Below are 25,539 nucleotides of genomic sequence, written 5' to 3'. Positions count from 1 at the left end.
AGTGTCTGACACGAGCCGAGTCCCCTCGGGGTCCACCCTGGAGATCCGCGACCTGCACGTCACCGTCGCCGACAAGGAGATCCTGCGCGGCGTGAACCTGACCGTGCGGGCCGGCGAGACCCACGCCATCATGGGTCCCAACGGCTCGGGCAAGTCCACGCTCGCGTACGCGATCGCGGGCCACCCCAAGTACACCATCACGAGCGGCCAGGTCCTGCTCGACGGGGTCGACCTGCTGGAGCTCACGGTCGACGAGCGCGCCCGCGCCGGCCTGTTCCTCGCGATGCAGTATCCGGTCGAGGTCCCCGGCGTCAGCGTTTCCAACTTCCTGCGCACCGCCGTCACCTCCATCCGCGGCGAGGCTCCCAAGCTCCGCGAGTTCGCCAAGGACCTCAAGTCCGGCATGGACGCCCTGTCCATCGACGCGGCCTTCGCCCAGCGCAACGTGAACGAGGGCTTCTCCGGCGGTGAGAAGAAGCGCCACGAGATCCTTCAGCTGGAGCTGCTCAAGCCGAAGATCGCCGTCCTGGACGAGACCGACTCGGGCCTCGACGTCGACGCGCTGCGCGTGGTCTCCGAGGGCATCAACCGCTTCCGCTCCGGCGAGACCGGTGTGCTGCTCATCACCCACTACACCCGCATCCTGCGCTATGTGAAGCCGGACTTCGTCCACGTCTTCTCCGCCGGGCGGATCGTGGAGCAGGGCGGCCCCGAGCTCGCGGAGAAGCTCGAGGCGGAGGGCTACGAGGCCTACACGAAGGCGTCCGCCTGATGGACACCGGCCTTGACGTGGAGAGGATCAGGAAGGATTTCCCCGTCCTCTCCCGTGAGCTTCCCGGCGGCAGGCCGCTGATCTACCTCGACTCGGGAAACTCCGCGCAGAAGCCGACCCAGGTGGTCGAGGCGATGCGCGAGCACATGGCGATGCACTACAGCAACGTCGGCCGGGCCATGCACGTGCTGGGCGCGGAGTCCACCGAGGCGTACGAGAACGCCCGCGACAAGGTCGCCGCCTTCATCGGCGCGCCCGACCGCGACGAGGTCGTCTTCACCAAGAACGCCTCCGAGGCGATCAACCTGGTGGCGTACGCCTTCGGCAACCCCGTCGGCGAGGACCCCCGCTTCCGGCTCGGCCCCGGCGACGAGATCGTCGTCTCGGAGATGGAGCACCACTCCAACATCGTGCCGTGGCAGATGCTCGCGCAGCGCACCGGCGCGACCCTGCGGTGGTTCTCCGTCACCGACTCGGGCCGCCTTGACCTGTCCAACCTCGACGAGCTCGTCACCGAGCGCACGAAGATCGTCTCGATCGTGCACCAGTCGAACGTGCTGGGCACGGTGAACCCGGTCGCCCCGGTGCTCGCCAGGGTCCGCGAGGTCGGCGCGTTGATGATGCTCGACGCCTCCCAGTCGGTGCCCCACCAGCAGGTGGACGTGGCCGCGCTGGGCGTCGACTTCCTCGCCTTCACCGGTCACAAGGTCGTCGGCCCCTCGGGGATCGGCGTGCTGTGGGCCCGCGGCGAGTTGCTCGAGGCGATGCCCCCGTTCATGGGCGGCGGCGAGATGATCGAGGCGGTCTGGATGGACCGCTCGACCTACGCGCCCGCGCCGCACAAGTTCGAGGCGGGCACCCCGCCGATCGTCGAGGCCGTCGGCCTCGGCGCCGCGGTCGACTACCTGTCGGAGATCGGGATGGACGCCGTCGTGCGCCACGAGCGCGAGCTCACCGCGTACGCGCTCGGCGCGCTGGGGGAGATCCCCGGGCTGCGGGTGGTCGGCCCGCTGGACCTCGCCGACCGGGGCGGTACGGTCTCCTTCACCCTGGAGGGGATTCACCCGCACGACGTCGGGCAGATCCTGGATGACAACTTCGGGGTGGCCGTGCGCGTGGGACACCACTGCGCACGCCCGCTCCACCTCAGGTTCGGGATTCCCGCGACCACGCGGGCGTCCTTCTACCTCTACAACACACCGGCCGAGATCGACGCACTGGTCCGCGGCCTCCACCACGTGCGGAAGGTGTTCGCCTAGCCATGCCCGAGCAGTCGAGACGGCGTCCGGGCGGACGGCGGGCGGCGGACGCCCGCCGCACGGCGTCCGGCGACGCACGAGCGCACGGCGCAGCGAACGAGAAGGTGAGCACGACCCTATGATCGCCGAGTCCATGTACCAGGAGTTGATCCTGGAGCACTACAAGCACCCGCAGGGGAGGGGGCTCCGCGATCCGTACGACGCCGAGGTCCACCACGTGAACCCGACGTGCGGTGACGAGATCACCATGCGCGTGAAGCTGGGCGACGGCGGCAAGGTCGAGGACGTCTCCTACGACGGGCAGGGCTGTTCCATCAGCCAGGCCGCGGCCTCCGTGCTGCACGAGCTGGCCACCGGCTCGACCGTCGACGAGACCCTCGGTGTCGTGGAGGAGTTCACCCGGCTCATGCAGGGCAGGGGAAAGATCGAGGCGGACGAGGACGTGCTGGGCGACGCCGTCGCCTTCGCCGGGGTCGCCAAGTTCCCCGCCCGGGTGAAGTGCGCGCTACTGGCGTGGATGGCCTACAAGGACGCGGTCGTGAGGAGCACCAAATGAGCAAGGCTGTAGAGACCCCCACCACGGCGTACGACGGTGACGCCACTCATGACGAGGTCATGGAGGCGCTCAAGGACGTCGTGGACCCCGAGCTCGGCATCAACGTCGTCGACCTGGGCCTGATCTACGGGCTCCACCTGGACGCCGCCGACGGGGCCGGTGAGGGCGGCGAGGGGGCCGCCCTGCCGGTCGCCACCATCGACATGACGCTGACCAGCGCGGCCTGCCCGCTGACCGACGTCATCGAGGACCAGGCGCACTCGGCCCTGGAGGGCATGGTCTCCGACGTCAAGATCAACTGGGTGTGGCTCCCGCCGTGGGGCCCGGACAAGATCAGCGACGAGGGTCGCGAGCAGCTCCGGATGCTGGGTTTCAACGTCTGAGCGGCACTTCGCGGCACGGCTCGCACCCCCTCGGTTCGGGCTGTGGCCAATTGTGTGAGAGGATTTCCGAGGCCGGGAAGAAAAACCCGGCCTCGGAGTGTTGACTCCAACCGACGGACAAGCGGCCGGCCCATGCCGGACGCCCCGACCGAACCCGGCACTGCGAACGCCGGGTATGCTTGATCGTGGTTTGACTGCGTGCGGGTAAGCTAGACCCGCCCCGTGCGGTGCGCCTCGACTTGCACCGCACTACCGCCCTTCATGTGGGTGTTGATCCAGCGCGGCCTCAGGCCGTGCGTTCCAGGCTCGTCCTTTCGCAGAAGTGACGTGCCCCGTTCTTCTATCGAAAGGCACGAGTCTTCGTGACCATGCTTGACGCTGTTCTGCCCGAAATCACCGACATCACCGAGATTTCCCAGGCCCCCGCAGGTCCGTCCGAGTTCACCCTCCTCGGTCTGCCGAAGCCGCTGGTGACCGGTCTCTCCCGTGCGGGCATCGACAGTCCCTTCCCCATCCAGCGGGCCACGATCCCCGACATTCTCGCCGGTCACGACGTTCTCGGCCGTGGCCAGACCGGCTCCGGCAAGACGCTCGCCTTCGGTCTGCCCATGATGTCCCGCATCGCCGGCGCCAAGGCCCGTCCGGGCCACCCCCTCGCCGTCGTCCTGGTGCCGACCCGCGAGCTCGCCATGCAGGTGACCGACGCCCTCGAGCCGCTCGGCCGCGGCCTGTCGCTGCGGATGAAGACCGTTGTCGGCGGCATGTCCATGGGCCGCCAGATCGAGGCGCTGCGCCGCGGCGTCGAGGTCATCGTCGCCACGCCGGGCCGTCTCACCGACCTCATGCAGCAGGGTGAGTGCATGCTGGACGAGGTCCAGGTGACGATCCTCGACGAGGCCGACCACATGTGCGACCTCGGTTTCTTCCCGGTCGTCAGCGCGATCCTGCAGCAGACCCCGGCAGACAGCCAGCGCCTGCTGTTCTCGGCCACCCTCGACGGCGACGTCGACAAGCTGGTCCGCCGCTTCCTCACCAACCCGGTGACCCACTCCATGGCTCCGGCCGCCTCCTCGGTCGACACCATGGAGCACCACGTGCTGGAGGTGCACCGCGACGACAAGTTCCCGGTGACCGCCGAGATCGCGAACCGCGAGGGCCGGACCATCATCTTCGTGCGCACCCAGCACGGGGTCGACCGGCTGTGCAAGCAGCTCGCCCAGGTCGGCATCCGCGCCGGCGGCCTGCACGGCGGCAAGCGCCAGAACCAGCGCACCCGCATCCTGGCCGAGTTCAAGGAAGGCGCGATCAACGTCCTGGTCTGCACGGACGTCGCGGCCCGAGGCATCCACGTCGACAACATCAGCCTCGTGCTGCACGTCGACCCGCCCCAGGACCACAAGAGCTACCTGCACCGCGGTGGCCGTACCGCCCGCGCCGGGGAGAAGGGCACCGTCATGACGCTGGTGCTCCCCAACGAGCGCCGCTCCACCGACGCGATGACCCGCCGCGCGGGCATCAAGCCGTTCCGTCTCAAGGCGACCCCGGGCCACCCGCGCCTGGAGGAGGTCGCCGGCGCGCGGATGCCCAGCGGCGAGCCGATCCCGGTCTGGGAGCCTTCGGCACCGGCCGCCAAGCAGCGTCAGGGGCGCGGTGGTTTCGGTGGCAACGGTGGTGGGCGTGGCCCGCGCCGCTTCCGCTCCGACCGTCCCGCCCACGGTGGCGAGGGCCAGTCGTCCCGTGAGCGTTCCTTCGGTGACGACAACCGTGGTGCCTCCGGCGGCGGTCAGTACCGTTCCGAGCGCCCCGCCGGTGGCGGCTACCGTTCCGAGCGTCCCTCGGGCGGCGGTTTCCGCTCCGAGCGTCCCGCCGGTGGCTACCGCGGTGGCGAGCGGCGCGAGCCGTTCCGCGCCGACCGTCCGGCTTCGGCCGGCGGTCACCGTTCCGAGCGTCCGGCCGGCGAGCGCGAGTCGTTCCGCGGCGAGCGCCAGGGCGGCTTCCGCGGCGGGGAGTTCCGCGTCGACGGTCGCGGCTCCTCCGCACGCGGCCGCTACGGGCGCTGATCACCAAGTAGCACCTGAGGGCTTCACCGCGAGCCCCTGAAGGGCCGGTACGACATCCGTCGTACCGGCCCTTTCCCTGTCGCCGGGCGGGGGGCGGCCGCCGGATCCTGTGCGGGAAGGGCGACGGGCGTGTCTTCGCGGCGAGCACGGGCTTCGAACGCGCCGAGATATGTCGAGGTATGTCGAGGTATGGAGCATCCGGCGCCGCTCGTCATCCTGACCAGGCGCTGAGAAGAGCTCGCGGCCCCGACGTGGAGGTCCTCAGCGGACCTCGGAGGGCGGGGGAGCGGTGCTGGCCCTGGGGGTGAGGCGGGCGGTCTCGTCCTCGTACGGGCCCGCCTCCTCCCCGGCCTCCCCGGTGACGAGGGCGAGGAGCCTGCGGGCGGCGTGGGCGCCGTAGGCGGAGATGTCCCGGCTCAGGGCGGTGAGCGGCGGGCGGACGACGCGGGAGAGGGGGGAGTCGTCCCAGGCGACGATGGACAGGTCGTCCGGCACATCCAGGCGCAGGTCCTGGGCGGCCGACAGCCCGGCGACGGCCATGATGTCGTTGTCGTAGACGATCGCGGTGGGCCGGTCGGCGGAGCTGAGCAGTCGCCGGGTGGCGCGGGCTCCCTCCTCGCCGGTGTAGTCGGTGTGCACGGTCACGTGCTCGGCGACGCCTTCGCAGGCCTGGGCGAAGGCACGGTCGCGTAGCACGGTGTGGAGCAGGCGTGGCAGTCCGGCGATCCTCGCGATCCTGCGGTGGCCGAGCGCGACGAGATATCCCACCGTCTCGTGAACGGCGCCGTCGTCGTCGGACCAGACGGAGACCAGCGACCCGGCCCCCGACGGATGACCGACCACCACGGAGGGCAGGTCCAGCGCCTCGAACTCGGGGACGCGCGGGTCGTCCACGTGCAGGTCGACCAGGATGGCGCCGTCGATGCGGCCTTCCGCCCACCAGCGCCGGTAGATCGAGACCTCCTGCCTGTGGTCGGTGACCACCTGCAGCGTGAGCGCGTAGGAACGGGCCGACAGTTCGCTCTCGATGCCGCTGATCAGCTCCATGAAGAAGGGCTCCATGCCGAGGGTGCGGGCCGGGCGGCACAGGGCGAGGCCCACGGTGTGGGCCCGCGCACCGTTCAGGGCGCGGGCCGCGCTGTTGGGGCGCCAGCCGATCTCCTCGGCGATCGCCAGGATCCTGGCGCGGGTGCTCTCCGAGACGCCGGGCTGCCCGTTGAGGGCGTACGAGACCGCGCCCTTGGAGACCCCGGCCTGTCTGGCGACATCCGTGATCGTCGGTCTTCTCATGTCACTCTCCCCGATCGGGGTGATTGTAACTGAACCGGTCCAGTCGCCTATTGACAGTGCCGACACATTGACTTTACGGTCACGTTACTTATCCGGTTCAGCCAGCGCATGCGGTCGCGTCTAGATCGGTTGGGAGCGCTCCCATGCTGGAGAGGAGACTGTCGATGCGGATTCGACGAAGGTTCGCGATCCTCGGGATGGCGGCCTGTATGGTCGCGACCGGGTGCACCGGAGGATCCACGACGCCGTCCGCCCCGAGCGCGGCGCCGCAGGGTTCCGGCGCCGCGGCCCCGTCCGGTGGTGCGGGTGGTGCGGGCGACGCGAACGCCGCGTTCCCCCGCAACGAGACCCTGTACACCAGTGGCACCCAGTGGGGTCCCCCCGCGAACTGGAACCCGTTGCGGACCTGGGACTCGGCGGTCGGCACCAAGGGGCTCATCTACGAGACCCTGTTCCTGTACGACCCCCAGACGGACGAGTTCACCCCCTGGCTGGCCGAGAGCGGCACCTGGACGGACGACAAGACCTACGACCTCAAGATCAGGCAGGGGGTCACCTGGGCCGACGGCAAGCCGTTCACCGCCGACGACGTGGTCTTCACGGTCGAGCTCGGCAAGATGAAGACCATCCCCTACGCCAACCTGTGGGACTGGCTGGAGAAGGTCGAGGCGGTCGACCAGAGCACGGTCAGGTTCACCTTCTCCAAGGCCAACTACCAGCAGTGGGCCAACTGGGTCTACGGCAACGCGATCGTCCCCAAGCACATCTGGGAGGGCCGCTCCGAGGAGGAGGTGCTGAACGGCGTCAACGAGAAGCCGGTCGGCACCGGGCCGTACGCCTACCACAGCCACGACCAGGACCGGATGGCTCTGGTCAAGCGGGACGGCTGGTGGGCCACCGCCGCGCTGGGCAAGGACGTCAAGCCCAAGTACGTCGTCGACATCGTCAACTCCAGCAACGAGGTCGCGATGGGCCTGCTGCTGCAGAAGGGCCTGGACCTCAGCAACAACTTCCTGCCCGGGGTGGCCAACCTGGTCAAGGGCAACTTCGGTATCAAGACCTACTATCCGGAACCGCCCTACATGCTCTCGGCCAACACCGCCTTCCTGGTGCCCAACACCAAGAAGAAGCCGCTGGACGATCCCGCCTTCCGCAAGGCGATCGCCAACTCCGTCGACACCAAGAAGATCGTCGAGGGTGTATACGGCAACCTGGTCAAGGCGGCCGGCCCCACCGGGCTGCTGCCCCAGTGGGACAAGTACGTCGACCAGGCCGTGGTGAGCGAGAAGGGCTTCTCCTTCGACACCAAGAAGGCGAAGAAGCTGCTGGCCGACGCCGGATACAAGGACGGCGACGGCGACGGGTTCGTGGAGAACAAGGACGGCTCCAAGGTCTCGCTGAAGGTCATCGTCCCGGCGGGGTGGACCGACTGGATGGAGGCGAGCCGGGTGATCGCCGAGGGCGCCAAGGCGGCCGGGATCGACCTCACCCCCGAGTTCCCCGACTACAACGCGCTCGTCGACCAGCGCGCGTCCGGCAAGTTCGACCTGCTGCTCAACAACGAGCGGCAGCTGTCCAACACCCCCTGGATGTACTACGACTACATGTTCCGGCTGCCGATCAACAAGCAGCAGAACACCGTCAACTTCGGCCGCTACGAGAACAAGAAGGTCTGGGACCTGGTCCAGGATCTCGACGGCAAGAAGGCCGACGACCTCGAGGGCATGAAGCAGGTCGCCTCGGAGATCCAGAAGATCCAGCTGGACGATCTGCCGGTGATCCCACTCTGGTACAACGGCCTGTGGGCGCAGACCAGCAACGCGGTCTGGACCAACTGGCCCTCCTCCGACGCCGCGACGCCCAAGAGCCCGCCGACCATGTGGCGCAACTGGCTTGAGCTGGGCGGGGTGCTCACCCTGACCGAGCTGAAGCCCGCCGGAGGCTGATCCCCGCGATCCTCACCCCCTTCCCGCGCCGCCCGCCCGGCCCTCGCCCCACCCGGGGCGGGACGACCGGCCGGCCAGGTTCCGTGGCCGCGCGGGGAGGGGCCCATCTCGCCGATTCTGGAGGATCGCGTGCGACGCTATTTCGGCCGGAAGCTGCTCGTGTACGGGCTCACCTTCCTCGTGGCCGTCACGATCAACTGGATGATCCCGCGCTTCATGCCTGGCGACCCGGTCCAGAGCATGCTGGCCAGGGCGAACGTGTCACAGCCCGCCGCCGTGGAGGCGATGCGGGCCCACTACTCGAACCTGTTCGGGCTCGACCTGCCGCTCTGGGAGCAGTACGCCAACTTCTGGGCGGCGCTCTTCCGGGGCGACCTGGGGACCAGCATCTGGCTGTTCCCCACCCCGGTGACCGACGTCATCGTGCGGGCGGTGCCGTACACGCTGGCGTTGCTCATCCCCTCCATCCTGCTCAGCTGGTGGGCGGGCAACAGGTTCGGCGCCTTCGCGGCCAGACGCAAGTGGCTGGACAACACGGCCCTGCCGATCGGGTACGTGCTCACCGCCACGCCCTACATGTGGCTCGCCATCCTGATGGCCTGGGGACTGGGCATCGTGGCCGGGATCTTCCCCGTCTCCGGCGGTTACAGCTTCTCCATGCGGCCCAACTGGTCGTGGGAGTTTCTCGGGAGCCTGGCGCTGCACTGGTTCCTGCCGTTCGTCTCGCTCTTCCTCGTCGCGTTCGGCGGCTGGGCGATCGGGATGCGCAACATGATCATCTATGAGCTGGAGGCCGACTACTCCACCTACCTGTCCTCGCTCGGGGCCTCCCAGCGGCTCATCCGGCGCTACGCGTTCAGGAACGCGGTCCTGCCGCAGATCACCGGCCTGGCGCTGCAACTCGGCGTGCTCGTGGCCGGGGCACTCGTCACCGAGATCGTCTTCTCCTATCCGGGACTGGGGCACCTCATCCTCAAGGCGATCCAGAACCAGGACTTCTTCCTGCTGCAGGGGACCTTCCTGTTCATCGTCGTGGGAGTGCTGATCGCCAACTTCATCATCGACATCGTCTACGTCCTGGTCGACCCGCGTACCAGGACCGGGATGGGAGGGGAGGCCGCGTGACCGCCGTGCCCGCGGACCCGCGCCAGGAGGGGAAGGCCGTCGTGACGGCCGTGCCCGCCAGGCGCCGCGAGGGTCTGTACTTCGCGATGCGCAACGGAAAACTGCTGGCGGGGCTCGCCGTGCTGGTCCCGCTGCTCGTCCTGGCCGTGGCCGCCCCCGTGATCGTCGGGGGCGACCCCAACGCCTACGTCGCCGCCCCCGCCTCGCCGCCCTCGGCCGAGCACTGGTTCGGCACCACCATGTTCGGCCAGGACATCTTCGCCCAGTTCGTCTACGGACTCAGCCTCACCTTCCAGGTGGGGGTGCTCGGCGGCGGGCTGGCCGCGATCATCGGCATGGCGGTCGGTTTCACCGCCGGATACCGGGGCGGGCTGGTCGACGAGGTGCTGAACATGATCACCAACATCGTCCTGGTCCTGCCCGCGCTGGCGGTGCTGCTGATCGTCAACGCCTACCTCGGTGTGCGCAGCGTCGGCGTGCAGGCGCTCTTCATCGGGCTCACCTCCTGGCCCTGGGCGGCGAGGGCGATCAGGGCCCAGACCTTCTCGCTGCGCTCGCGCGACTTCGTGGACCTGGCCAGGCTCAGCGGCGTGCGCACCTGGAAGATCATCGCCAGGGAGATCGCCCCCAACATGAGCTCCTACCTCTTCATGACTTTCATCCTGCTGTTCGGCGGGTCGATCCTGATCGCCGCCTCGCTCGACTTCATCGGGCTCGGCCCGAGCGAGGGCGTCTCGCTCGGCCTGATGCTCAACAACGCGGCTCGCTGGAGCGCCCTTCACCTGGGCATGTGGTGGTGGTTCATCCCGCCGGGGGCCGGGATCACCGCCATCGTCGGAGCCCTCTACGTGATGAACGTCGGCCTCGACGAGGTGTTCAACCCGAAACTGCGGGAGCTGTAGATGACTCTGCGTGTGAACGACCTGCGGGTCCACTACAGGACCCTGCGCGGCGAGGTGAAGGCGCTCGACGGCGTCAGCTTCGACGTCGGCGACGGCGAGATCCTCGGCCTGGCGGGCGAGTCCGGCTGCGGCAAGACGACCCTCGGCAAGAGCCTCATCAGGATGGACGGGCGGATGCGGCTGGCCGGGGGCGGGGTCGAGCTGGACGGTGAGGAGCTGCCGATCGGCGACGACCGCCGGATGAACCCCTTCCGCTTCAGCCGGGTCTCCCTCATCCCGCAGTACTCCATGAGCGCGCTGAACCCCACCAGGAAGATCGGCCGGATGGTCACCGAGCTGCTCGCCTCCCGGGGCGAGCGCCTCGACGTCGCCGAGCTGGAGCGACGCCTGGACCTGGTCGAACTGCCCCGCGACGTCCTGGATCGCTACCCGATCGAGCTGTCGGGCGGGATGAAGCAGCGGATGGTGATGGTCGTCTCCACCCTGCTCGACCCGTCCCTGCTCATCGCCGACGAGATCACCTCCGCGCTCGACGTGTCGACCCAGAAGGCCGTGGCCAGGACCCTGGTGGAGTTCAGGGACCGGGGCTTCGTGCGCAGCATGATCTTCATCACCCACGACATCTCGCTCACCTACCAGATCGCCGACACGATCATGGTCATGTACGCGGGAAGGCTGGCCGAGAAGGCGCCGGCGGGTGTGATCGTCGGTGAGCCGCGCCATCCGTACACCCGGATGCTGATCTCCTCGCTGCCCGAGGTCGGTGTCCGCCACGCCGAGCGCAGGCTGTCGGGCATCCCCGGCAGACCGCCCTCACTGCTCGACCCGCCCTCGGGCTGTCGCTTCAGGGACCGCTGCCCGCTCGCCTTCGAGCGCTGCGCGCAGGACCCACCGCCGGTCGAGGTCACCCCCGGCCATCACGTCGCCTGCTGGAAGGCCTGACCCGAAGGATTCGGACGATGTTGAGCCTCGAAGGGGTCACCAAGACCTACCGGGTGGGTGCCTTCGGCACCGCGACCCTCACCGCCGTGGACGACGTGAGCCTCGACCTGGCACCGGGGGAGGTGGTCTCCCTCATCGGTGAGAGCGGAAGCGGCAAGACGACCCTCGGCAAGACCGTACTCGGGCTGGTCCGCCCCACGAAGGGCCGGATCACCCTCGACGGCGAGCCGGCCAGGCCGGGCAAGGCCTACTACCGGCACGTGCAGGGGGTGTTCCAGGATCCGTTCAGCTGCTACAACCCGGTCTTCAAGGCCGACCGGGTGCTCCACATGATCAGGAACGAGTACTTCCCCGGCGTCGCCGACTCCGAGTGGGCCGGCAGGATCGACACCTCACTCAAGGACGTCGGCCTCGACCCCGGGCAGATCCTGGGCCGCTACCCGCACCAGCTCAGCGGCGGCCAGCTGCAGCGCCTGCTGATCGCCAGAGCGCTCCTGCTCGACCTCAGATACCTCGTCGCCGACGAGATCACCAGCATGCTCGACGCCTCCACCAGGATCGACGTCCTCAACCTGCTCGCCGACCTGAAGTCGCGCGGCCTCGGGGTGCTGTTCGTCACCCACGACCTGTCGCTGGGCAACTACATCAGCGAACGGGCCGTGGTCCTGTACCGGGGACAGGTGGTCGAGTCCGGTCCCACCGACCTGGTGTTCGGCAACCCCCTGCACCCGTACACGATCAAATTGCTGTCGTCGGTGCCGAGACTCACCGTCCGGTGGGACGGCGAACCCGCCACCGCCCCCGCGGGGGACACAGGAGAGGGACCCTCCACGCTGGTGGAGGCCGAACCCGGTCACCTCGTCCGGCGGGGCGAGGGCACATCCACGGCATCCGCGGGAGCGTGAGTTGAGGGAACTACACGACGGCTGGACCCTTCACCAGGTGGGCGGGGACCTCTCGGGCGTCCCGGCCACGGTGCCGGGGTGCGTGCACACCGATCTGCTGGCGGCCGGGCTCGCCGAGGACCCGTACCTGGACGACAACGAGAGCCGGCTGACCTGGATAGGCCGCTCGGCCTGGGACTACGAGACGGTCTTCGCCTGGCACGCAGACCGGCACGACCGCACCGACCTGGTCTGCGAGGGCCTCGACACCGTCGCCGTGATCGAGCTGAACGGCGTGGAGGTCGCCCGCGTCGCCAACCAGCACCGCTCCTATCGCTTCGCGGTGCGGGAGCTCTTGCGCGAGGGCGAGAACTCGCTGCGGGTGCGCTTCGCCTCCCCGGTGGAGTACGCCGAGGCGCGCAGGGCCGAACTGGGCGACCGGCCGGGCGCCTACGAGGCGCCCTACCAGTTCATCCGCAAGATGGCCTGCAACTTCGGCTGGGACTGGGGACCGGCCGTCGTCACCTCCGGCATCTGGCGCCCCATCGGCCTGGAGGGCTGGAGCGTGGCCAGGCTCGCGTCGGTGCGCCCGCTGGTGAGCGGGGACGGACGGGTCGAGGTGCACGTCACGGTCGAGCGCGCCGACCGTGACGTGCCCCTCACGCTGACCGCGGAGGTGGCCGGGGTCCCGGTGCGGACGGTGCTGGCCCCCGGCGAGTGCGAGGCCGTGCTGGCGCTGCGGGTGCCCGGCCCCCGGCTGTGGTGGCCGCGCGGTTACGGCGACCAGGACCGCTACGAGCTGGCCGTACGCCTGTCCGAGCGGACCGGCGAGGCGCTGGGGGAGCCGTGGACGCGGCGGATCGGCTTTCGCGACGTCCGCCTCGACCGCACCGACGAGGCCTTCACCGTGGTCGTGAACGGCGTGCCGGTCTTCGTGCGCGGCGCCAACTGGATCCCCGACGACTGCTTCCCCGCCAGGGTGACCCGTGAGCGGCTGGCCGAGCGCTTCGGCCAGGCCGCCGACGCGAACGTCAACCTGCTGCGCGTCTGGGGCGGCGGCCTGTACGAGAGCGAGGACTTCTACGACCTGGCCGACGAGCTCGGCATGCTGGTGTGGCAGGACTTCCCGTTCGCCTGCGCGGCCTATCCGGAGGAGGAGCCGTTCGCCGCGGAGGTGGAGGCCGAGGCGCGCGAGAACGTCACCCGGCTGTCCTGGCGTCCCTCGCTGGTGCTGTGGTGCGGCAACAACGAGAACATCGAGGGCCACGCCGACTGGGGCTGGCAGGACGGCCTGGAAGGACGCACCTGGGGAGCGGGCTTCTACTACGAGCTGCTGCCCGCCCTGGTGGCCGAGCTGGATCCCACCCGTCCCTACTGGCCGGGCAGCCCCTATTCGGGGAGCCCCGACCTGGCGCCCAACGACCCCTCGCGCGGCACCACGCACATCTGGGACGTGTGGAACCGTGAGGACTACACCCGCTACGGCGCCTACCGCCCCCGTTTCGTCGCCGAGTTCGGCTTCCAGGGCCCGCCCGCCCACACCACCCTGCGCGACGCCGTCGGCGGCGAACTCACCCCCGACGCGCCCCTGGTCCTGCACCACCAGAAGGCGCACGAGGGCAACGCCAAGCTGCTGCGCGGTCTCGGCGAGCATCTGCCCGCCCCGCGGACCTACGATGACTGGCACTACCTGACCCAGCTCAACCAGGCCAGGGCCATCACCTTCGGCATCGAGCGTTTCCGCTCCCTGGCGCCCTACTGCGCGGGCACGATCGTCTGGCAGCTCAACGACTGCTGGCCGGTCGTCTCCTGGTCGGCCGTTGACGGGCGCGGACGGCGCAAGCCGCTGTGGTACGCGCTGCGCCGCGTCTACGCCGACCGCCTGCTCACCGTCCAGGACGGCGCGGTGGCCGTGGTCAACGACGGTCCGCAGCCCTGGACGGGCGAGCTGGAGCTTCGGCGACTCGCCCTGGACGGGGAGCCGCTGGCCAAGGAGAGCGTCCAGGTCGAGGTGGCGCCCCGCTCGGTGGCGAGGATCCCCCTCCCGGACCCGGTGGCCGTCCCTCGCGACCCGTCGGCCGAGCTGCTGTCCGTACGGCTGGACGGGCACCGCGCGCTCCGCTTCTTCGCCGAGGATCCGCGGGTCGCCTTCCCCACCGCCGTCTACGACACCGAGGTGACCCCCGCGCAGGGCGGCGGCCTGGACGTCACCGTCACCGCCCGCACCCTCCTGCGCGACCTCGCCCTCTTCCCCGACCGCCTCGATCCGGCCTCCTCGGTCGACGACATGCTGATCACCCTGCTGCCCGGCGAGAGCGTCACCCTGCACGTCACCGGCTCGCCCGACCCCGCCGCCCTCGTCACCCGCCCGGTGCTGCGCTGCGTCAACGACTGAGCGCGGGCGGCGCGTGTCCCAGAGAGTGGACCTGCACGCGGCGGGGCCGGTGGACCATTAGGCTTGACGGGCACATCCGACGATTCCGAGAGAGATCATGAAGACCTTCGAAGAGCTGTACGCCGAGCTGTCCGACAAGGCGCGCACCCGGCCCGAGGGCTCGGGCACCGTGGCCGCGCTGGACGCCGGGGTCCATGCCATCGGAAAGAAGGTCGTGGAGGAGGCCGCCGAGAGCTGGATGGCGGCCGAGCACGAGTCGAACGAGCGGACGGCCGAGGAGATCTCCCAGCTCCTCTACCACGTGCAGGTCCTCATGATCGCCAAGGGGATCGGGCTGGACGAGGTCTACAAGCATCTGTGAGCCGGTGCGCCCGGCTCCCGGTCTCGTAAGCAGTCTCGTCCACACGTAAGGAAATCCCGCCATGCTGCGTCTCGCCGTACCCAACAAGGGCGCCCTCACCGAGGGTGCCCAGACGATCCTCAAGGAAGCCGGATACCGCGTCCGCAAGGACAGCAAGGAGCTCGTGGTCGTCGACCCCGAGAACTCCTGCGAGCTGTTCTTCCTGCGGCCCAAGGACATCGCCGTCTACGTCGGCGAGGGCACCCTGGACGCCGGGATCACCGGCCGCGACATGCTCCACGACTCCGGGGCACGGGTCGAGGAGATCATCCCGCTCGGCTTCGGCCGCTCCACCTTCCGCTTCGCCGCCAACCCCGGTGACTTCGACGCCGTCGCCGATCTCAAGGGCAGGCGCATCGCCACCGCCTACGCGGGCCTGCTGGAGGCGTACCTCGCCGAGCAGGGCGTCGAGGCCCGGGTGATCAAGCTGGACGGTGCGGTCGAGACCGCGATCCGGCTGGGCGTGGCCGACGCGGTGGCCGACGTCGTGGAGACGGGCACCACGCTGCGCAACATCGGCCTGGAGGTGTTCGGCGAGCCGATCGCCCGCTCCGAGGGCGTGCTGATCAAGGGGATCGGCACCGAGGAGAGCGCGGGCCTGCGGCAGCTCATCCGTCGCCTGCAGGGCGTGCTGGTGGCGCGCGACTACGTGATGATGGACTACGACATCCGCGCCGAGCGGATCGAGGAGGCCATCGCCCTCACCCCGGGCATGGAGGGGCCGACGGTCTCCCCGCTGCACCGGGAGGGCTGGGTCGCGGTCCGGGCCATGGTCCCCCGCAAGGGACACCAGCAGATCATGGACCAGCTCTGGGAGATGGGCGCCAAGGCCATCCTGGTGACCGCCATCTTCGCCTGCCGTCTCTGACCCGTCGTCCATGATCTTCCGCGCCACCGGGACGCCCACCCGGTGGCGGTGTCGGCGTACCTGACAAATGTCATCCCCAAACCAGGAGGAGCGGCACTGAGGATTCCCGCCGGACGCTCCTAGCGTTGGGGCATGGACGCCATCGCCCTCACAGACGTGAGCAAGAGCTACGGCGACGTGCTCGCCGTAGCGGGCCTGAACCTCTCCGTCGAGGTGGGCCACACCGTCGCCCTGCTCGGCCCCAACGGGGCCGGCAAGTCGACCTCGATCAACATGATGCTGGGTCTGACCCGCCCGAGCGGCGGCCGGGTCGAGATCCTGGGAGGCTCCCCCGAGGCGGCCGTCGCCCGGGGGGAGATCGGGGCCATGCCGCAGAGCGGCGAGCTCATCGGTGAGCTCACGGTCAGGGAACTCGTCGACTTCGTCCGGCGGCTCTACCCCGAGCCGCTCGCCCTCGACGAGATCCTGCGGGTGGCCGACCTCACCGAACTGGCGCGCCGGCGCGCCGGCAGGCTGTCCGGCGGGCAGGCCCAGCGGGTCAGGTTCGCCCTGGCCATCGCGGGCGCGCCCAAACTGCTGGTGCTGGACGAGCCCACCGCGGCCATGGACGTGGAGTCACGGCTGCGTTTCTGGAAGAGCATGCGCGACTACGCCGCCGAGGGCCGGACGATCCTGTTCGCCACCCACTACCTGGAGGAGGCCGAGGAGAACTCCGACCGGGTCATCGTGATCACCCGGGGCCGGGTGGTGGCCGACGGCACCGCCGCCCAGATCACGTCGGGGATCGGCGAGCACGTCGTCCGCTTCACCCTGGGCGGGCAGCCGGTCGCGGGGCTGGACGGCCTGCCGGGTGTCCTCGCCGCGGAGATCTCCCAGGGGGTCGCCACGATGCGCACCGCCGACCCCGACGCCACCGTGGCGGCCCTGTACCGGAGCACCTCGCTGGAGATCCGCGACCTCAGGATCATCGGCGCCGACCTCGAAGACGCCTTCCTCGCCCTCACCCGGGAGCCCTGATGCCGAACTACGTCAAGATCGAGGTTCTGCGGATGTTGCGCAACAGGCGTTACATCATCTTCGTGGTGGGATTCCCCACGGTGTTCTACCTGATCTTCTCCGGCATCTGGGGTGCCGAGCCGGATTCCGGCGGGGTGAGCGCCGCGGTCGTCCTCATGGTCTCCATGGCCGCGTACGGGGCGATCGCGGCCAGCCTGATGAGCACCGCCGTGCCGTGGGCGCAGGAGCGGCAGTCCGGCTGGCTCCGCCAGCTTCGGGTCACCCCGCTGCCCGGCTGGGCGATCATCGTCACCAAGCTGGTCGCCGCGCTGCTGCTGGTGTTGCCGTCCATGGCGCTGGTCTGCCTGGCCGCGATCCTCACCCAGGGCGTCCGGCTGCCGGTGGGGGAGTGGCTCGTGCTGGTCCCGGCTCTGTGGATCGGTGCCCTGCCGTTCGCCGCGCTCGGCCTGCTCATCGGTTCGCTGCTGCCCGCGGACGCCGCGCAGTCGGCCGCGATGATCAGCGCGTTCGGGCTGGCGATCCTGGGTGGGCTGTGGTTCCCTGTGGAGATCATGCCCGAGGCCATGAAAAGCGTCGTGCACGCGATGCCCTCCTTCTCCTACGTCGACATCGGCCACCACCTCGTCGCCGGCGACGCGGCGCCGCCGTCCGAGATGGTGATCGTCGCGCTCTGGGCCGCGGCGCTCGGCACCGCCGCGGTGCTCGCCTACCGCAGGGCGCTCGTCCGGGCATGATCCGCGTCTCCGCGCTCACCTTCGGCGGGACGGGCGAGCGCCCGTCCCGCCTCCGGCGTCTGCTGGGGATCTCCATCGGCCTGGTCTACCTGTGCTTTCCCGTCCTGGAGATCGTCACCGGCGAGCTGTCGGGAGCCGGGGCCGTCTGGGGCGGTGCCGGTCTGGCCGCCTTCGTCGCCCTCTACATCGCCACGGTGCTGAGCCCGAGGAACTTCGGGGACCCCACTCGCCTGACGTACTGGCTGCTGGGGGTGACCACGCTGCTGGGAGTCGGCCTGGCGGTGGCCTTCGGCGGCGGTTGGCTGACCCTGCCGATCTACATGGCCGTGGTCTACGGCATGGCGCTGCGTCCGCGGCTCTCGGTGATCGGTGTCCTCGCGATGGGCCTCGCCGTCGCGCTGATCGGCCTGCTTGAGGAGAACGACCCCGGTGCGACCCTGGTGCTCGTCTTCCAGGTCATCACACTCGGCGTCCTGTTCATGGGGGTGCGCAACACCCGGATGCTGGTGGTGAGGCTCCGCCAGGCACAGGAGGAGGTGGCGCGGCTCGCCGCGAGCGAGGAGCGGCTGCGCATCGCCAGGGACCTGCACGACCTGCTCGGCCACAGCCTGTCACTGATCGTGCTCAAGAGCGAGCTGGCCGGACGGCTGGCGGAGAGCGGCTCGGAACGGGCTGTGGCCGAGATCCGCGACATCGAGTCGGTGGCCAGGCAGGCGCTGGTCGAGGTGCGCGACACCGTCACCGGCTACCGCCAGCGCGGCCTCTCCGGCGAGTTGGACGGGGCCCGCGCCGCCCTGGAGGCGGCGGGGACGAGGCTCACGATCCGGCTCGCGGGCCCCTCACTGCCGGAGGAACTGGACGAGCTGCTGGGCTGGGCGGTGCGGGAGGGGGTCACCAACGTCATCCGGCACGCGCGGGCGACCCGGTGCGAGATCGAGGTGACCATGGACGAGACGGCCGCGACCCTGAAGATCGCGGACGACGGGCGCGGCACGGCCACGGACGGGCAGGGCAGCGGGCTGACCGGGCTCACCGAGCGGGTACGGGCGGCCGGTGGCACGGTGTCCGCCGGGCCGCGGCCGAGCGGTTTCGTCCTCCTGGTCACGGTGCCGCACACCGGCCTCCTTTACCCGCCGGCGAAGGAGGGGAGTCGGTGATCCGGGTGCTGCTGGTGGAGGACCAGGCGATGGTGCGGGGCGCCCTGGCCTCGCTCCTCGGCCTGGAGCCCGACATCGAGGTGGTCGGGGAGGCCGCCGACGCCGCCGAGGCGCTCGCCGTGGCCCTGCGGGTCCGGCCGGACGTCGCGCTGCTCGACGTCGAGATGCCCGGCGACGACGGCATCGTCGCCGCCGCACGGATCCGCGAGGCGCTGCCCGGCTGCCGGGTCATGATCCTGACCACCTTCGGCCGCCCCGGCTACCTGCGCAGGGCGATGGAGGCCGGCGCGACGGCCTTCCTGGTCAAGGACAGTCCGGCCCGTGAACTCGCCGCCGCCGTCCGGCGGGTCCACGGCGGCGAGCGCGTCATCGACCCGGGCCTGGCAGCCGCCGCGCTCAGCGCAGGCCCCAACCCGCTTTCGCCCCGCGAGCGTGACGTCCTGGTCGCGGCCTCGGGCGGAGCCGGTATCGCCGACATCGCCGCACGGCTGCACCTGTCGGAGGGGACGGTCCGCAACTACCTCTCCTCGGCCATCCGCAAGACGCACGCCCGCAACCGCATCGAGGCGGTCGAGCGGGCCCGCACCCAGGGCTGGCTCTGAGCGGGGTTCACGAGGAGAGCGCCGCGGCCTCCTCGGTCTCGATCCGCTCGTTCCACTCGCGCTTGGAGGAGCGCCACGCCTCGTCGTCACGGCCCAGACGCCAGTAGCCCGAGATGGAGAGTCTCGCCAGCGGGATACCGCGCTCGGTGCGCAGGTGGCGTCTGAGATCGCGGACGAAGCCCGCCTCTCCGTGGACGAAGGCGTGCACGTCTCCCGCGGGGAAGTCGAGTTCGCGGACGGCCTTGACCAGCCTCTCGCCGTACTGGGCGGGACCCCGGTGCAGCCAGACGATCTTCACGTCACCGGGGGAGTCGATCCTCTGCTCCTCCTCGGGGCCGGCGACCTCGATGAAGGCCCAGGCGCGGGCGCCGGCGGGGAGGTTCTCCAGGGAGACGGCGATGGCGGGCAGCGCGCTCTCGTCCCCCGCGAACAGGTGCCAGTCCGCCTCGGGGTCGGGCGCGTACGCGCCGCCGGGGCCGAAGAAGTGGACCTCCTCGCCGGGCCGGACCCGGTCGGCCCACGGTCCGGCCAGGCCGGCGTCGCCGTGGTGGACGAAGTCGAGTGTGAGTTCGCCCGCCTCGGCGTCCCAGCGGCGCACGGTGTAGGTGCGGGTGGTGGGCCACTGCTCGCGGGGCAGGGCGCGCATCGCCTCCATGTCGAACGGCCGGGGGTAGCTCACCCCGGCCGGGGCGAACAGCAGCTTGACGTAGTGGTCGGTGTAGCCGTCCGTGCGGAACCCGGAGAGTCCTTCGCCGCCGACCACGACCCGGATCATGTGGGGAGTGAGCCGCTCGACCCGCCGGACCAGGCCGCTCGTCACCTTCCGGTTGCGGCGCTCGGCTTTCTCGTCTGCCATATGTCACTCCGTGGGGATCTAAGTTAGGTGAACCTAACTCGTACCATATGTCACCGGAGCGTGGCGACGGCCCTCACCGCCTGGTCGACCTGTTCGGGGGTGGTGACGATCCCGGTCCCGAAGCGCAGGTAGACGTCCCGGTACGGGGTGGCGCTGGTGATGATCCGGTGGCCCCTGCGGAGCCTGCCCACCGCGGCGGGGGCGTCCACGCCGTCGATCGCGCAGCAGATCAGGCCGGCCGACAACTCGGGGGAGACCGGGGTGATCAGCCGTACGTTGGGCAGGGCCGCGAGCCCCGCCTTGAGCTGGGTGGCCTGCTCGGTGATCCTGGCCGCCACCCGCTCCTTGCCGATGGCCCGATGGAAGGCGAACGCCTCGTTCAGCGCCCAGCGGTGCTCGAAGCTGTGGTAGCCGCCGGGGGTGTGCAGGAGCCCGCCCGGGCCGTACGGTTCGTCGCCCGTCCCCGGGTCGACGGTCACGTTGGAGAAGCTCGCGACCACCGGCAGCAGCGCGCCCCAGGCCCGCCCCTTTCCCCACAGGACGCCGGTGCCCCGGGGGCCGAACAGCCACTTGTGGGTGCCAGCGGCCAAGAAGTCGCAGCCCAGCTCCTCCACCCCGTCGGCCGTCGCGCCCAGGCCGTGCACCCCGTCCACGCACAACAGCGCCCGGTCCTCGGCGTCTCTGGAGCGGTTGGCCTCGGCGACCATGTCGGCGATCGCCCTGACCGGCATCCGCACCCCGGTGCCCGAGTGCACCCAGGTGATCGCCACCACCCGGGTCCTCGGTGTGAGCGCGGCCTTCAGCCGGGAGACGATCTCGTCGGCGGAGGCCTTGGCCGGGTCGTCGTACAGACGGACCCTGCCGACCTTGGCGCCGGTCCTCGCGGCGAGCAGCCGCAGGCTCTCGTGGGTGGCGAAGAAGTCGTGTTCGGTGGTGAGCACGTCCTGGCCGGGGAGCAGGCGCATGCCGCTGTAGAGCAGGCCCAGGCCCATCGTGGTGCTGTCGGTGAGGGCGACGTCGGGTGCGTCGGCGCCCAGGTAGGCCGCGGCGGCCTCGCGCACCACCTGCTCCCTGTTCTCGCCGTGCAGGTAGGCGTCGGTGTCGGTGTCGAGGCCGCGCCGGTGCTCCTCGATCGCCCGCCGCACCTGGGCGGGATGGGCGGCGAGGACGTAGGCGGCGAACTGGGCGTAGGAGGGGTCGAGCGGGAACTGGGCCCGCACCGACTCCCAGCTGGCGGGGTCGAACGACGGAGGCCGTGACGCGGTGGGGGCGGCGGGTTCTTCGCCCGGGGTGCAGCCGGACAGCGCGGCCCCGGCTCCGGCCAGGAGTCCCGCGCCGAGCAGCCCTCGCCGCCCGACCCGAGGTCCGCGCTCGCCCATCTGGCACCCCTCGCCGTCGTCCCGCCCTGTGCCCCTTCCTATCGTGATCATGCCCGCCTGCCAAGAGGGCGCGGCGGATATTAAGATCTACAATGTAAAGGCGTCGGGCCGGGTCGAGAAGGATCGCACCGCTCGCGGACGCGACCTCCTCAGCTCTGCATGGCCGCGACCTGGCGGATCAGGTCGGAGACCCGGACGACGCCCATGCAGCGCCCCACCTCGTCGGTGACGACCAGGTCGTCGTAGACGCGCTCGGCGTCGCGGCCGGCGACCTGCATGGCGGCTATGGCGGGGGTGGTCCTGGGGACCGTGCGGGCGGGGTCGGCCAGTCGTCCGGCGGCCTTCCTGCCGTGCAGGGCGTGGCCGAAGCGCCCGGCGATCGACAGCAGGAAGCGACTGCGGTCGAGGCTGCCCTTCGGGCGCTGGTACTCGTCGACGAGGATCACGCTGGTGATGGACGGCTCGCTGCCGAAGGCGTCGATCACGGCCTCGGCGGTGGCGTCGTAGGGGAGGGTCACCGCGGGCAGCAGGAACTCGTGGACTCGGGGCCCGAGGACCAGCCGGGAGGACTCCTGCTCGACGACCGGGAGCGGTACGTGCACCCGCCCCGACGGGCCGGGGACCAGCAGAGGGCCCTGGGCCAGCCGCACCCCCCAGCCGCGGATCGCGGAGAGCTGCGCCTCGTCCCTCACCCCCGGGGCCAGCACGTGCGCCCCCGTCCCCCGCGCGAGCCTCGCCAGGCCTTCGCCGATCGCGGTGCGACGCGGGTCGTGGGGAACCTGGGCGATCAGGTCCGGTGAGATCACCGCCAGGTAGGGCGCCGCGTCGGCGACCAGGTCCAGCGGGACGTGCCCGGTGCCCAGGTCGCCGACCGCGATGAGGTAGCCGATGGCGCGCAGGCCGTCCAGCCCGGTGAGCAGGGAGCGGCGCTCGAACTGGGCGAAGTCGCCTCGTACGGTGAGGATCACCTCGCGGGGCCGCCGGCCTGAGGCGCGCAGGGCCTCGTGGAGCGGCGCGAGTGCGGCCGAGCCGCCGATCACCGCGGCCGCCGGCAGGGTGAGCACCAGGGGGAGCAGGATCTCGCTCGCGGCGACCTCGCGCACCGTCTGGACGGTCGAGGAGATGTTTCCGCGGCTTCCGCCGTCGGCCTGGAAGGCGATGACGCCTCCGGTGTCGAGATCGACGACAGGCGTGACACCCGTGCCTGCCGCGGAGGACTGCGGGACGGCTCGCGCTCTGGTGGTCACGTTCCGAGCATGGGGCATCCTTTAACGGTGCATAAGTAACGCACTGTGATGTTCACCGACTTTTCGCCGTTCGTTGGACTTGACCGGGGGGATCGTGTGTCCGGCGAGGTCGGCCGGTAGTGTCGCGTTCCATGACGTCGCGACCGGCCAAGGGGGGAGGCCGCTGGGTCTCCGTGGCGCCCGAACGCCTGAACCGCTGGATCGACGGCTTCGTCGACCGGCACGGTCCGCCGAGCGTGACGGCCTCGGCCTCCGTCGTACGCCTCGACGGCGCGGACGGCGCGGTCGCCGAGTGCCAGGTGCCGTTCCCTCCGCTCACCGGTGCCGGGGGTGGCCCGATCGCGCGCCTGGTCACCCACGTGCGCACCGAGCGCAGGATCGGTGTGTTGCTCGTACGGCTGGGCGGCCACGCGGCGGGCATCTTCCAGGGCGAGGAGCTGCTCTCCTCCAAGGTCGGCTCACGGCAGGTCCACGGGCGCAGCGCGGCGGGCGGCTGGTCACAGCGGCGCTTCGCCCGGCGCAGGGAGAAGCAGGTGGACCAGGCGCACGAGGCGGCGGCGGAGGTGGCGCTGCGCGTCCTCGGCCCGCACGTGGGTGAGCTGGAGGCCGTCGTGCTGGGCGGGGACCGGCGCGCGATGGACGCGTTGCGTCCCGACCGCAGGCTCGCCCCGGTCTTCGCGCTGGAGACCGAGCCCTTTCTGACGGTCCCCGATCCTCGGCTGGTGATCCTCAAGGACACCCCCGCCCAGTTCCGCGCGGTACGCATCAGGGTGAGCGACCCCCTCTGACCGGGCGGATGTGGCCGGGCGTGCTGCGAGGCGGGTGCGGTGAGCGGATCCCGCGTGAGCGGGCGTCGCGTGAGGGGACACTACGGGGGCCGTGAGGCGGGTGTGGTGACAGGGAGCAGGCGTGAGTGAGGGCGGGACCGGCTCTCGCGCGAGCCGGTCCCGCTTGAGCTGGACTCACGTAATCGTGGAGAAGCCGGCCGGTGCCGCGCCGTACACTGATCGGTATGCGCACTCCCGATTGACCGTCGTCCCCATGAAGGCGAGACGGCCGAGCCGAGAGCCGGGAGACACAGGGCGCGGCGGGTTCGGCCACAGTGATGTGAGCCTGTGTATTTCCTGCTGGGAGTGTTCTCCAACCATGATCGTAGCTTCTGACATCGAACTGCGGGCCGGGGCCCGGTTGCTCATCGAGGGCGCGTCCTTCCGGGTGAACCCCGGTGACAAGATCGGGCTCGTCGGCCGGAACGGGGCGGGGAAGACCACGCTGACCCGGGTCCTCGCCGGAGAGGGATCGCCCGCCTCGGGCACGGTCACCATCAGCGGCGAGGTCGGCTACCTGCCGCAGGACCCTCGTACGGGTGATCTGCACATCCTCGCCCGCGACCGCATCCTGTCGGCGCGGGGGCTCGATCAGGTGCTGCGTGAGCTGCGTGAGGCCGAGCTCGGCATGTCCTCGGCCGACGACCGCACGCGGGACCGCGCGGTCCGCGCCTACGGGCGCCTGGAGGACCGGCTGCACGTCCTGGGCGGATACGCCGCGGAGTCGGAGGCCGCCTCCATCGCCTCCAGTCTGGGGTTGCCCGACCGGGTGCTCGGCCAGCCGCTGGAGACCCTCTCCGGGGGGCAGCGCAGGCGGGTGGAACTGGCCAGGATCCTCTTCAGCGGGGCGGAGACTCTCCTGCTTGACGAGCCGACAAACCACCTAGATGCGGACTCAATCGGGTGGCTTCGTGATTTTTTACGATCTCACCAGGGCGGCTTGATCATTATCAGCCACGACGTCTCGCTTCTTGAAGCGACGGTAAACCGCGTCCTGCACCTCGACGCCAACCGCGCGGTGATCGACACCTACAACGTCGGCTGGAAGGCCTATCTGGCCCAGCGCGAGACCGACGAGAAGCGCAGGAGGCGTGAGCGGGCCAACGCCGAGAAGCAGGCCTCGGCCCTGATGTCGCAGGCCGACAAGATGCGGGCCAAGGCCACCAAGGCGAAGGCCGCGCAGGACATGCAGCGTCGTGCCGAGCGGCTGTTGTCGGGCCTGGAGGTGGAGCGGCGCGGCGACAAGGTCGCCAAGCTGCGCTTCCCTCAGCCGGCCCCGTGCGGGCGCACCCCGATCATGGCGGAGGGGCTGTCGAAGTCGTACGGCTCCCTGGAGGTCTTCACCGACGTCGACGCGGCCGTCGACAGGGGGAGCAGGGTCGTCATCCTGGGCCTGAACGGCGCGGGCAAGACCACTCTCCTGCGGATTCTCGGCGGCATCGAGGAGCCCGACACCGGTGCGGTCAAGCCGGGACACGGGCTCAAGCTGGGTTACTACGCGCAGGAGCACGAGACGATCGACCCCGAGCGCACCGTGCTGGAGAACATGCGCTCGGCCGGGGGAGAGCTTCCCGACGTGGAACTGCGCAAGGTTCTGGGCTCGTTCCTGTTCACCGGGGACGACGTGGACAAGCCCGCGAGGGTGCTGTCGGGCGGGGAGAAGACGCGGCTGGCGCTGGCCACGCTGGTGTTGTCCGCGGCGAACGTCCTCCTCCTCGACGAGCCCACGAACAACCTCGATCCGGCGAGCAGAGAGCAGGTTCTTTCGGCGCTAACGTCCTATTCTGGGGCAATTGTGCTTGTCACGCATGATGAGGGTGCTGTAGAGGCTCTACGACCCGATAGGGTGATCTTGCTGCCTGACGGAGTTGAAGACGCGTGGAGCGACGAATTTTCCGATCTTGTGGCACTTGCCTGATCTTAATTTGAGCGGGTACG

General features: G+C 70.2%; 23 protein-coding genes. 19 read left to right on the top strand and 4 right to left on the bottom strand.

Translation table 11 applies throughout. From position 1 onward, the window contains the following. Window position 1: 1 nt before the first annotated feature. From sufC to ACFY3V_RS21590, 5 genes are all read left to right on the top strand, one after another. The gene (sufC, locus tag ACFY3V_RS21610; RefSeq protein ID WP_386207977.1) at window positions 2-772 is read left to right on the top strand and encodes a Fe-S cluster assembly ATPase SufC; all 771 of its coding nucleotides are present in this window, start codon (window positions 2-4) and stop codon (window positions 770-772) included. Next, the gene (locus tag ACFY3V_RS21605; protein ID WP_362897317.1) at window positions 772-2,031 is read left to right on the top strand and encodes a cysteine desulfurase; all 1,260 of its coding nucleotides are present in this window, start codon (window positions 772-774) and stop codon (window positions 2,029-2,031) included. The genes sufC and ACFY3V_RS21605 overlap by 1 nt, the downstream gene beginning before the upstream one ends. A gap of 118 nt (window positions 2,032-2,149) precedes the next feature. Continuing rightward, a complete protein-coding gene (sufU, locus tag ACFY3V_RS21600) occupies window positions 2,150-2,587 on the top strand; it encodes a Fe-S cluster assembly sulfur transfer protein SufU (protein ID WP_350947740.1) in 438 nt (145 codons plus the stop codon). Next, window positions 2,584-2,970, top strand: a complete 387-nt coding sequence (locus ACFY3V_RS21595; RefSeq protein ID WP_362897316.1) for a metal-sulfur cluster assembly factor — start codon at window positions 2,584-2,586, stop codon at window positions 2,968-2,970. Before sufU ends, ACFY3V_RS21595 begins: the two co-directional genes overlap by 4 nt. Before the next feature lie 368 nt (window positions 2,971-3,338). Next, complete coding sequence (locus ACFY3V_RS21590; protein WP_389775615.1) at window positions 3,339-5,030, top strand: DEAD/DEAH box helicase; 1,692 nt, start codon at window positions 3,339-3,341, stop codon at window positions 5,028-5,030. 261 nt (window positions 5,031-5,291) lie between these two features. Here the strand turns inward: ACFY3V_RS21590 and ACFY3V_RS21585 are convergent, their stop codons facing one another. Continuing rightward, a complete protein-coding gene (locus ACFY3V_RS21585) occupies window positions 5,292-6,320 on the bottom strand; it encodes a LacI family DNA-binding transcriptional regulator (protein WP_362897314.1) in 1,029 nt (342 codons plus the stop codon). 164 nt (window positions 6,321-6,484) lie between these two features. Here ACFY3V_RS21585 and ACFY3V_RS21580 point away from each other — a divergent pair, with 164 nt between their 5' ends. From ACFY3V_RS21580 to ACFY3V_RS21525, 12 genes are all read left to right on the top strand, one after another. Next, window positions 6,485-8,266: an ABC transporter substrate-binding protein gene (locus ACFY3V_RS21580; protein WP_362897313.1), complete on the top strand. Its 1,782-nt coding sequence runs from the start codon at window positions 6,485-6,487 to the stop codon at window positions 8,264-8,266. A 129-nt stretch (window positions 8,267-8,395) separates the two neighbouring features. Then, a complete protein-coding gene (locus ACFY3V_RS21575; protein ID WP_350947735.1) occupies window positions 8,396-9,391 on the top strand; it encodes an ABC transporter permease in 996 nt (331 codons plus the stop codon). After that, the gene (locus ACFY3V_RS21570; protein WP_386207982.1) at window positions 9,388-10,293 is read left to right on the top strand and encodes an ABC transporter permease; all 906 of its coding nucleotides are present in this window, start codon (window positions 9,388-9,390) and stop codon (window positions 10,291-10,293) included. The genes ACFY3V_RS21575 and ACFY3V_RS21570 overlap by 4 nt, the downstream gene beginning before the upstream one ends. Then, window positions 10,294-11,235 (top strand): ABC transporter ATP-binding protein, encoded by a 942-nt coding sequence (locus ACFY3V_RS21565; RefSeq protein WP_350947734.1) that lies wholly within the window; start codon window positions 10,294-10,296, stop codon window positions 11,233-11,235. 17 nt (window positions 11,236-11,252) lie between these two features. Then, entirely contained in the window at window positions 11,253-12,140 is an 888-nt protein-coding gene (locus ACFY3V_RS21560; RefSeq protein ID WP_389775609.1) for an ABC transporter ATP-binding protein, read from the top strand. Window position 12,141: 1 nt separating this feature from the next. After that, complete coding sequence (locus ACFY3V_RS21555) at window positions 12,142-14,514, top strand: glycoside hydrolase family 2 protein (protein ID WP_389775606.1); 2,373 nt, start codon at window positions 12,142-12,144, stop codon at window positions 14,512-14,514. Between the two features lie 97 nt (window positions 14,515-14,611). Next, window positions 14,612-14,875 (top strand): phosphoribosyl-ATP diphosphatase, encoded by a 264-nt coding sequence (locus ACFY3V_RS21550; RefSeq protein ID WP_350947730.1) that lies wholly within the window; start codon window positions 14,612-14,614, stop codon window positions 14,873-14,875. Window positions 14,876-14,936: 61 nt separating this feature from the next. Further along, window positions 14,937-15,782 (top strand): ATP phosphoribosyltransferase, encoded by an 846-nt coding sequence (gene hisG, locus ACFY3V_RS21545; RefSeq protein ID WP_362897310.1) that lies wholly within the window; start codon window positions 14,937-14,939, stop codon window positions 15,780-15,782. Window positions 15,783-15,914: 132 nt separating this feature from the next. Continuing rightward, window positions 15,915-16,799 (top strand): ABC transporter ATP-binding protein, encoded by an 885-nt coding sequence (locus tag ACFY3V_RS21540; protein ID WP_362897309.1) that lies wholly within the window; start codon window positions 15,915-15,917, stop codon window positions 16,797-16,799. After that, entirely contained in the window at window positions 16,799-17,533 is a 735-nt protein-coding gene (locus ACFY3V_RS21535) for an ABC transporter permease (RefSeq protein ID WP_362897308.1), read from the top strand. Before ACFY3V_RS21540 ends, ACFY3V_RS21535 begins: the two co-directional genes overlap by 1 nt. Next, a complete protein-coding gene (locus ACFY3V_RS21530) occupies window positions 17,530-18,690 on the top strand; it encodes a sensor histidine kinase (RefSeq protein ID WP_389775601.1) in 1,161 nt (386 codons plus the stop codon). The genes ACFY3V_RS21535 and ACFY3V_RS21530 overlap by 4 nt, the downstream gene beginning before the upstream one ends. Next, window positions 18,687-19,292: a response regulator transcription factor gene (locus ACFY3V_RS21525; protein ID WP_362897306.1), complete on the top strand. Its 606-nt coding sequence runs from the start codon at window positions 18,687-18,689 to the stop codon at window positions 19,290-19,292. The genes ACFY3V_RS21530 and ACFY3V_RS21525 overlap by 4 nt, the downstream gene beginning before the upstream one ends. A gap of 7 nt (window positions 19,293-19,299) precedes the next feature. On the opposite strand, the gene ACFY3V_RS21520 is transcribed toward ACFY3V_RS21525, so the two are convergent. From ACFY3V_RS21520 to ACFY3V_RS21510, 3 genes are all read right to left on the bottom strand, one after another. Beyond that, the gene (locus tag ACFY3V_RS21520; protein ID WP_362897305.1) at window positions 19,300-20,148 is read right to left on the bottom strand and encodes a siderophore-interacting protein; all 849 of its coding nucleotides are present in this window, start codon (window positions 20,146-20,148) and stop codon (window positions 19,300-19,302) included. A 50-nt stretch (window positions 20,149-20,198) separates the two neighbouring features. Further along, window positions 20,199-21,527, bottom strand: coding sequence for an aminotransferase class V-fold PLP-dependent enzyme (locus ACFY3V_RS21515; RefSeq protein WP_389775597.1), 1,329 nt, complete (start codon window positions 21,525-21,527; stop codon window positions 20,199-20,201). 149 nt (window positions 21,528-21,676) lie between these two features. Further along, entirely contained in the window at window positions 21,677-22,774 is a 1,098-nt protein-coding gene (locus tag ACFY3V_RS21510; RefSeq protein ID WP_362897303.1) for an EAL domain-containing protein, read from the bottom strand. A gap of 131 nt (window positions 22,775-22,905) precedes the next feature. Between ACFY3V_RS21510 and ACFY3V_RS21505 the strand changes: the two genes are divergently transcribed. Both ACFY3V_RS21505 and ACFY3V_RS21500 read left to right on the top strand, forming a co-directional pair. Next, the gene (locus ACFY3V_RS21505) at window positions 22,906-23,562 is read left to right on the top strand and encodes an acVLRF1 family peptidyl-tRNA hydrolase (RefSeq protein ID WP_350947721.1); all 657 of its coding nucleotides are present in this window, start codon (window positions 22,906-22,908) and stop codon (window positions 23,560-23,562) included. A 358-nt stretch (window positions 23,563-23,920) separates the two neighbouring features. Beyond that, window positions 23,921-25,519 (top strand): ABC-F family ATP-binding cassette domain-containing protein, encoded by a 1,599-nt coding sequence (locus ACFY3V_RS21500; protein WP_362897301.1) that lies wholly within the window; start codon window positions 23,921-23,923, stop codon window positions 25,517-25,519. The last annotated feature ends 20 nt before the right edge of the window (window positions 25,520-25,539 follow it).

This window comes from Streptosporangium sp. NPDC000095, assembly GCF_042899335.1.
GTDB lineage: Bacteria > Actinomycetota > Actinomycetes > Streptosporangiales > Streptosporangiaceae > Streptosporangium.
The sequence above is the reverse complement of the archived record's forward strand: the minus strand, read 5'-3'. Positions and strand labels throughout refer to the sequence as shown.